Raw genomic sequence first — 8,818 nt, 5'->3', positions numbered from 1 at the left:
TAACCTGGCGCAGAGTTACCTGATGAAACAGGACCTTAAAAACACATGGAAATATGCTTCAATGGCTAATGTATATACATCTCAAATTACCGACAACGAGTTTTTACAAGAAAACTACGAACTGTTGTATGAATATTTTAAAAAAACATCCGATACCCGCCGCGCGTTCGATTATTTGGAAAAACTAAACGTGGTTAATGATTCTATTTTCAAACAAAAAATAAATATTCAAAACCAAAAAATTGCTTTTGAATACGAAAACAAACAAAATAAACTAAAAGACAGCCTTGTATTTCAATCACACATCAATGCAAGCGAAGAAAAGGCAACCGCTTCCAGAAACAGACTTTATGTATCTGTTCTGCTGTTATTGGCAGCAGTTTTACTGGCAGTCATCTGGTATAGCAGAAGCAAACTATTGGAGAAAAAAAACATTGTGGCGCTGCAAAATTTCACGATGCAGGAGCAAAAAATAAGGGAGCTTGAAAACGAAAAACAAATTTTAGCATCGCAGGGTGTATTAAAAGGACAGGAAGATGAAAGAAGCCGACTTGCTAAAGACCTTCATGATGGCCTCGGCGGATTACTATCAGGAGTTAAACATTCAATTATAAATATGAAAGAAAATATTGTAATCAGCAGCGGTCATGTTGAGGTATTTGAAAAATCGCTCAATATGATAGACACCGCCATGAAGGAGCTGCGCAGGGTGGCCCAAAACATGATGCCGGAAGCGCTGGCAAAATTTGGACTGGAAGAAGCGTTGAAAGATTATTGCGCGTCATCAAGTACAGCATCATTTAAAGTTATTTTTCAATCGTTTGGCGATGACCTGAAGATTGAAAATGCAGTAGAGATCATTATCTACCGGATTATACAAGAGTTAGTGAACAACGCGCTTAAGCATGCCCAGGCAACTCAATTAATGGTACAACTGGTAAAAGGTGATGACTGGATAACTTTGAGTGTTGAAGACAACGGCAAGGGCTTCAACGTAAATACCCTTAAAGATTCAACAGGCGCCGGGTGGGGTAATATCAAAAGCCGCGTCGACTACCTTAAAGGGAATATTGATCTTAAATCACAGGAAGGCACGGGCACTTCGGTAAACATCGAAATACAAATTCCAAAATCATGATCAGCGTATTTATTGTGGACGATCACCCTGTGGTAGTTGAAGGCATTCGTTCTCTTTTAATTAACGAAGAAGGAATTTTTTGGGCCGGGCATGCGTTAAACGCGGCGTCCTGCATTTCCTATTTCGAAAAAATTACTGTTGACGTAATATTAATGGACATTAATTTACCCGACAAAAGCGGAATAGAGCTATGTGCCGAAATCAAAAAAAACAAACCTAGTATTCAAATTTTAGCGCTTAGCACCCTGAACCAACCCTCCTATATCCGTAAAATGATCGAAAACGGCGCGAGCGGTTATATATTAAAGAATGCAGATAAGGAAGAGTTATTAATTGCCATCAAGGACGTTGCTGCCGGAAAAACGCACCTATGCCTGGAAGCCCTTGAGGTAGTAAAACACATATATAACTGCGAAACCGGCAAGCCAATACTCACCCGCCGCGAAAAAGAAATACTGATATTGATAGCTGAAGGACTTACGAATGCAGAAATGGCTGAGAAACTATTCGTGAGCCAATGGACAATTGATAGTCACAGAAAAAGTATCATGACAAAATTAAACACCAAAAACACTGCAATGCTTATTAAATACGCCATTGAAAACGGACTGGTATAGCCATGCGATTGGCGTGAAGCTACCAAACTCCTTATCAGTAAAACAGTGTACTCAACGCCTCCTTACCTCGTTAATATTTCAATATGATAAACCCTGTTTTATGTTTGATTGTGCCGTTTACGGTAAAATCAAGTGAATAAAAATAAGTACCAGGCAATTGCATCGCTCCGGTTTTATTCGAGTGCCCGTCAAATACTTTGGCACTATTGTCATACCCTTTGGCTTCGAAGATCAATTGTCCGCTGCGGTTCATGATAGTCAGTTTGTTATCCGGGTAATTGGTGATCCCGTCTATCAGCAGGAAGTCGTTAATTCCATCGCCATTGGGCGATAACGCCTGCCGTACCACAAGTTCCTCTCCCATCATTTGAGGGTGATCGGTTGGATTGCTCACACTTATTGCTCCCGCCAAATTGGCGATGACAGCCGCCCGCGTTACGGTTATGGTGTAAGTTTTAGTAGTAGTGCCATTTTGGGCCGTTACCAAAGTGGTGATTACAGTGTTGCCCAAATTTAAAGGGATAGCACCCGAGGCCGTACCTGAACTCACCGCAATACCGTTTACTATAATGGTAGCCAGTGCATCAGCACTTTTTGGGGTCACCGTTAGCGAAGTTACCGCATTGGCAACTGATGCCGTATAACTGGTAGTCGTGGCGGTAAATGCGGGGGTTAGTGGCCCGGAACTTAATGTCAAACCTATCAGGTTGGCATTGCTGGATAACGCCCGTGTAACTGTTACCGTATAGGTTTTGGTGGTTACCCCATCCTGCGCCGTTACAACAGTTGTAATAGTATTGGGGCCGGTGTTTAAGGATATAGCCCCTGACGCTGAACCCGAAGTTACCGCTGTACCGTTTACCGTTATTGTTGCAGTAGCATCACTGGTAGTGGGTGTTACCGTTAGCGAAGTTACTGTATTAATTACAGATGCTGTATAACCGGTAGTGCCTGATGCAAAGGCCGGGCTGATCGTCCCGCTGCTTACACTTAAGTTTGAAAGGTCAGCATTGGTTGATGCTGCACGTGTTACGGTAATGGTATAGGTTTTGGTTGCAATGCCGTTTTGGGCAGTTACTATGGTAGTGATTACATTAGGACCCACATTTAACGGGATAGACCCCGAGGCCGTACCTGAACTTACGGCAGTACCGTTTACTGTAATGGTTGCCAGTACATCAGCGCTTTTTGGGGTCACTGTTAGCAAAGTTACCGCATTGGCAACTGATGCCGTATAACTGGTAGTCGTGGCGGTAAATGCAGGGGTCAATGTTCCTGCGCTTATACTTAAACCTATCAAATTGGCATTGCTAGACAACGCCCGTGTCACCGTTATCGAATAAGTTTTGGTGGTTATCCCGTCCTGCGCTGTAACAATAGTTGTAATGGTATTGGGGCCGGTACTTAAAGGGATAGCCCCAGATGCCAGCCCCGAATTTACGGGTATCCCATTTACCGTTACCGTTGCGGTGGCGTCGGCAGTTGTAGGCGTTACCGTTACCGAAGTTACTGAATTGGCAACCGATGCCGTATAACTGGCTGTAGCTGTTGCAAATACCGGATTTAGCGCGCCGGCGCTTATTGTTAAGTTAGCAAGGTCGGCATTGCTTGATGCCACGCGGGTTACTGTTACCGTATAAGTCTTTGTAGTAACCCCGTCACGGGCGGTTATAACCGTTGTAATAACGTTAGCCCCAAAATTCAATAAGATAGATGCCGAGGCCGTGCCCGAACTAACAGATACCCCGTTTACCGTTACTGTTGCCATCGCATCGTTTGTTGTTGGTGTTAGGGTTATTGAGCTGACATCATGGGCCACCGTTGCCGTATAACTGGTGGTTGCGATTGCAAAGGCAGGCGTTAATGTTCCCTGGCTAATGATTAAACTACTGAGCCTGGCATTTGCAACAACTTTAATATTTACAGCAGCTGAAGTACCACCACCCGCGTTATATGCAGTAACGGTATAATTTTTAGCAGGGCTGATGGCATTGGCAAGGCCTGATATCTTTCCGGTCTTATTACTTAAACCTAAACCCAAAGGCAACGCAGTGCTTATATAATAACCACCAACCGGCGTGAGTTGATTAACCAGATTACTTAAATAGCCAGCTACAAATAATTTCCCAAAGCCATCAATAGCAACACCTGCTGGGTTTACATACCCCGAACCTAAAGCAACCTGGGTACCTCCTCCTGTAGGAATCTCCTGCAAGGTACTGTTACCATAATCAGCCACAAAAATATTACCGGAAGGATCAACCCCGATGCCAACAGGGGCACTGAAACCTGACCCGATAGTTACCGGCGCGCCCCCGCCAACAGGAATTTCCTTTACCACGTGATTGCCATAATCTGCTACGTACACATTGCCAGCCGCATCAACTGCGACACCTGTGGGACTAGCAAAGCCTGAACCAATACTTGTGGTGGCACCTCCGGCAGCAGCAATTTTATAAACGGCGCTATTGGAGTAATCTGCCACATAAACATTGCCTGCTGCGTCTACTGTCAGACCATATGGCGCAGAAAAACCGGAACCAATAGTGACAGGGGTGCCTGTTCCTCCGTTCGGAATTTTTTGTATTGTCGCTGTCCCTGCATCGCATGTATAAACATTATTTGCTGCATCCACGGCCACTCCAAGCAGCGTGGTATATCCTGTTGCTAACGTAATGGGCGCGCCTCCACCGACAGGAATTTCTTTTAACGAATGATTGCCGTAATCGGCCACGTAAACATTGCCGGCTACATCAGCAGCTACACCAAAAGGGGTTAAAAAACCCGAACCTATAGTTATAGGATTGCCATACGCAGGCAATGGAACTACACTGCTGACAGGTGAAAGTACCGGAATATTTGTGCCCGAATTATAAACCATCGGGCTGCTATAGCTGATAGTTGGTGTTGTAAAAAAATTCAATATTGCCCCTTGCCGGGTACCGCCGGAATTTGTAGCAGATACAGCATAATAATATTTTGTTGATGCCGTAAGACCTGATATATTCAGGGCAGCATTGGTGTTGCCGGAACCGGCGCTGATCGTTCCTCCGGTTGTAGCCTGTGTAGTGGTTGCCCCTGTGAGTGTGGACGAGGTACCGTAAATAAAATTGACAGTGGTAGTATTACCGTTGTCGTTAACTACTCCGTTTAGTGTTGTACCTGTCGATGTGGTAGAAGTGACAGTTGCAGTAGTAACTATTGGCGGACTTGGAACCATTTTGATGACCGCCCCTCCATTAACGCCGTCATCTCCGTCTGCTACAAAAATTTTACCAACGCTAATAAAAGCAATGCCCCATGGATAATAGATACCATTTGTATGCAGTGGCGTAGAAACAGGCACGCCACTGCCTGTGCCACCCAAATATTCAACTAAACTATACCCGGTTCCCCTGTTTTCACTGCTAAAAAGATTGCCGGAAGTGCTAAAGTTTAACGCGGTAACGTAATTGCCGCTCGATAATGTTGAAACAGCGTATGCAGAAGCGGCCGTTAATTTATAAACATGCCCTCCGTCTGTTATCGACGGATCATTACTAAATGCATCAGCTACATAAACATTACCATTTGAAGCAACTGCCAGCCCAGTTGGATAAGTGTAACCTACCCCTGTTTTTAAATTGTCATACAATTTTGTGCCAGTGGCATAAGATGAGCTTGCTGTATATTCAACTACAGCATATGAACTGTTGGCTGCATCATATTCTGCCGTATATAAATTATCATGGGTATCTACGGCAAGGGCTGAGAAATACCTGCCGGTTTGAATTATTGAACTTGTATACACGCCCCCGCTGTATGTTAGTTTAATAATAGAACCACCGCCGGTTGTAAAATCAGTAGATATAAATACATTCCCGGAGCTGGTAACAGCCAGCCCCCAGGGATAATCTCCTGTTTCGTGCGTAAGCCCGCTGTATATGCTCACGGGTGTGCCAGTACCGCCGGTATATTTATCTACTTCGTATAATGCGCCGCCAGTGCCGCTTGTCACCCTGGTAACATACAAATTATTACTTGCATCTTTGGCCAGGGCTGTATACAGCCCCCCCGTTTCAAGGTTGGTACCGCTGTATTGTGCCTTTGCGGACAGTGCGGCGCACAAAAAAAAGATAACTGCCGGCAACACATAAAAACCTCTGGTAACTAATTTTTTCATAAGCGTAGTGTTAGATACACAAGTATGGATTTTGCCAGCCGCTAACGCTTCCCTCATGAATTTCCCTGAAATCCACCGAGTCGAACTTTAAACCTTTTCCCTGACTTACAACCGTTTTATAAACTTTTTTTGACGATGTTTTAATACGCACAATATCAATCAGCGGTGGCGAAAAGCCTGACAAAGGATAAAAATTCCTTTCGCCCCGCGGCCCGTTTACTGATTCTTTCTGAAGAAGTGAAATGGCGCTTTGCCAATCGCGCTTTAAAAGGTAAGGCTTAACTTCCCTTAAGGCTAAACCGGCTTCGAAGCCCAGCAGGCCGTATATATTTGCCATCTGGCCACCGCTGCTTTCGTACCTGTTTACAAAATCTTTGTTGCTCGTATTTTCAGCGTTCCGGCTCCACGATAAGGCAGCATACAATTCTATATCAAGTTCTGCAATATCGTCAAACAGGTCATCATAAACCATATTTTCAATTACTGTTAGGGGGATATTCTTATAGAATTCCGACTTTCTCCATCTAACTAAAAACTCTTTGCCAAAATTTCCCGAAAAAAGGGCATGAATATACGACGGCGGCGTTTTTTTGATATCAAAAAAGAATTTGTCGAGATCGAGATTTTTAATATTCGCCGGATCTCTCGGCAACACATGTAATCCTAACTGGGTTGCGCCACCGGCCCCTGCGCCTTTATGGAACGCACTGCTTAAATGGTACCCGGCTTCATAAACCGGCATCACCATCATCCCTGCGCCACCAAACTCTTTTTGCGCCCATTTCCCCAAAGCAAATTGCGATTGCCAGATCTGTTGCGAGGAATAAAATATCCTGGGGCTCAAATTTTCAAAATGTGGAATAAACTCTCCTAAATCAAAAAAGAACGCCAGTTTATTGTAAGTTTCAATAACCGGAATAATATCAGGAATAGATTTATAACTGATTAAACCTGAGATCATATCCACCTGGTCAAAGAAAACAAGTTTATTTACAGCGTCCAGTGTACTTTTCGGGTCGCCCATTTGCGTATAAGCCGGTATAAACTGAAACTCCAGGTGGTTTGCAACAGCGGGATATAAGCCTAAGAGTATCCCGGCCATTAAATGGTGTCCATAAAATGGGTATACGCCCGAATAGGGCGCTAAAAAACCTATTTTTATCGGACCAGTCATATCAGCTTAGTTTCTGGATGGGAATACTCCTACTAATGCTATAACATAGGTAATAGTTAAATACGGCGATAAGATACTGAAAGGCTGCCCACCGCCGGTTGCCCCAATGGTATTGGGAATAAGCGATGCGTTATTTGCCACAGTAGTATATGTTTTTAAAGCAGAGGCATTGGGGCCCGACCCTGTTGACGGGCCTGCTGACAGGTATGTGGTACTGCCGGGTGTAGCTGTTGTACCGGCTGCGTTGTTTACATTAACTGCGTGCGAATGCGAGGGTATTTGACTAACCGACAAGGTAGTTGTTTCAGTTCCGCCCATCTGCCCCAAAACATAGCCCGAAAGGCCCGGACCCTGGCCCACATGTTTAGGCACGCGGCCACGCAGATCAGGCAAACCAAAAGTAGTTTGGCCATTTCCTCCATAAGAGGTACCAATTAGCGAAAATAAGGCTGTGTTTTGGCTAATTGGTAAAATCTGTCCATCGCATGTAGCATAGCCTGCCGGAGCAAAATTGCCTGCAAACAAATAAATCATTGCTAAATCTGGAGTCATAAGGCAGAAAGATTAGTATGAAAAAATTACTTTATGAATTATACATCAATAATAAGAATTTTCTCGAATTTTTAGTTATAATTAAAGAAAATAAAGTAAGCCAGACCTAAAGATCCGTAAACCACGGATACCCTAGATAACAATTGAAAAAAGAAGGTACTACCTCCAAAAATAACAGGTAGAATTTTGAAAATATCCACCAATATTAAATGATCAAATAATAAATACCGTGGGAGTATTTTATCAATAAAAAATTGTAAATCTCCGAATAATTTATTTGTATATTTAAACACTTAACAATCACTTATGAATAAGGAACGCAGGTTATTTATTAACCAATTGTCAGTTGTTTCTGCCCTGGCTGCATTGAGTAAGCCCGCCACCACGTTAGCCAACGTAAGTAAAAATATCAATTCACTGCATTCATTGCGCAACGAGGTAACTGTTTATCATACATGCGACCTGCATGGTAATCTAACGCCTTCCAACGGACAGCTTGGGGGTCTTGTCAACATTCAAAAGGTTTTAAACAACCAGGATACCGGTGGATTATTATTGGACGGTGGTGATTTTTTGAGCCATTCAAAAAGTGGCAGTAATCAATTGAAGGTAATCGACACAATGAATAAAATGGGTTATCATGCGGCCGCGATTGGCAATGAAGAACTTGCTATTGGCCAGGATCGTCTCGCCTCACTTGTACCTTTAATGAACTTTAGCCTGGTGAACTGTAATTACAGCCTTGAGCGTAACCTGAGCAAGTTGGTTAAACCATATATAACCATCAATGCCGGTAAATTTAAAGTTGGCATTACCGGCGTCGGGCAAAAATTAAAAGGCGTTGCTTATGCTGATGCCATTGAGAGTGCCAACAGCACAGCAAAAATTCTGAAAGAAAACGAAAATTGCGACCTGGTTATTTGCCTTTCACACCTGGGGTACAACCAGCCCGGTGATCAGCCGGATGACCAAAAACTGGCGCAACGTTCCTCACAAATTGACATGATCATTAGCGGCCATAACCGTTTTCTTGTAAGAGGTACGATCATTAAAATGAACAAGTTAAAACACGAGGTGTTGATCAGCCCCGCTGCGTATGATGGGCTGATGATAGGTAAAACGATTTTTAGTTTTGAAAACGGCAAACAGAAAAGCAATATTAAATCTAAGAACCT

The 8,818-nt window shown here is 43.5% G+C and carries 6 protein-coding genes; 3 read left to right on the top strand and 3 right to left on the bottom strand.

The window, feature by feature from the left end; genetic code table 11:
- Positions 1 to 1,138, top strand: a 1,138-nt coding sequence (locus QZY09_RS21535) for a sensor histidine kinase (protein ID WP_295675962.1), incomplete at its 5' end; no start/stop codon positions are given.
- The gene (locus QZY09_RS21530; protein WP_295675961.1) at positions 1,135 to 1,755 is read left to right on the top strand and encodes a response regulator transcription factor; all 621 of its coding nucleotides are present in this window, start codon (positions 1,135 to 1,137) and stop codon (positions 1,753 to 1,755) included. The genes QZY09_RS21535 and QZY09_RS21530, both read left to right, overlap by 4 nt.
- 70 nt (positions 1,756 to 1,825) lie before the next feature.
- Here the strand turns inward: QZY09_RS21530 and QZY09_RS21525 are convergent, their stop codons facing one another.
- The 3 genes from QZY09_RS21525 to QZY09_RS21515 are packed head-to-tail and all read right to left on the bottom strand — an operon-like array spanning position 1,826 to position 7,643.
- Entirely contained in the window at positions 1,826 to 5,917 is a 4,092-nt protein-coding gene (locus QZY09_RS21525; RefSeq protein WP_295675959.1) for a cadherin-like beta sandwich domain-containing protein, read from the bottom strand.
- A 10-nt stretch (positions 5,918 to 5,927) separates the two neighbouring features.
- The gene (locus tag QZY09_RS21520) at positions 5,928 to 7,091 is read right to left on the bottom strand and encodes an ABC transporter substrate-binding protein (protein WP_295675958.1); all 1,164 of its coding nucleotides are present in this window, start codon (positions 7,089 to 7,091) and stop codon (positions 5,928 to 5,930) included.
- Positions 7,092 to 7,097: 6 nt separating this feature from the next.
- Positions 7,098 to 7,643, bottom strand: coding sequence for a phage tail protein (locus tag QZY09_RS21515; RefSeq protein ID WP_295675954.1), 546 nt, complete (start codon positions 7,641 to 7,643; stop codon positions 7,098 to 7,100).
- 306 nt (positions 7,644 to 7,949) lie between these two features.
- Here QZY09_RS21515 and QZY09_RS21510 point away from each other — a divergent pair.
- Positions 7,950 to 8,818, top strand: an 869-nt coding sequence (locus tag QZY09_RS21510; protein ID WP_295675951.1) for a metallophosphoesterase, incomplete at its 3' end; no start/stop codon positions are given.

The organism is uncultured Mucilaginibacter sp., assembly GCF_903913935.1.
Taxonomy (GTDB): domain Bacteria; phylum Bacteroidota; class Bacteroidia; order Sphingobacteriales; family Sphingobacteriaceae; genus Mucilaginibacter.
This window is presented reverse-complemented; position numbering and strand designations above follow the sequence as displayed.

What these genes read in the sequence shown, in the direction of transcription:
- QZY09_RS21530 (WP_295675961.1), top strand. Translation starts at nt 1,135, where the DNA reads ATGATCAGCGTATTTATTGTGGACGATCACCCTGTGGTAGTTGAAGGC.
- QZY09_RS21525 (WP_295675959.1), bottom strand. Translation starts at nt 5,917, where the DNA reads ATGAAAAAATTAGTTACCAGAGGTTTTTATGTGTTGCCGGCAGTTATC.
- QZY09_RS21520 (WP_295675958.1), bottom strand. Translation starts at nt 7,091, where the DNA reads ATGACTGGTCCGATAAAAATAGGTTTTTTAGCGCCCTATTCGGGCGTA.
- QZY09_RS21515 (WP_295675954.1), bottom strand. Translation starts at nt 7,643, where the DNA reads ATGACTCCAGATTTAGCAATGATTTATTTGTTTGCAGGCAATTTTGCT.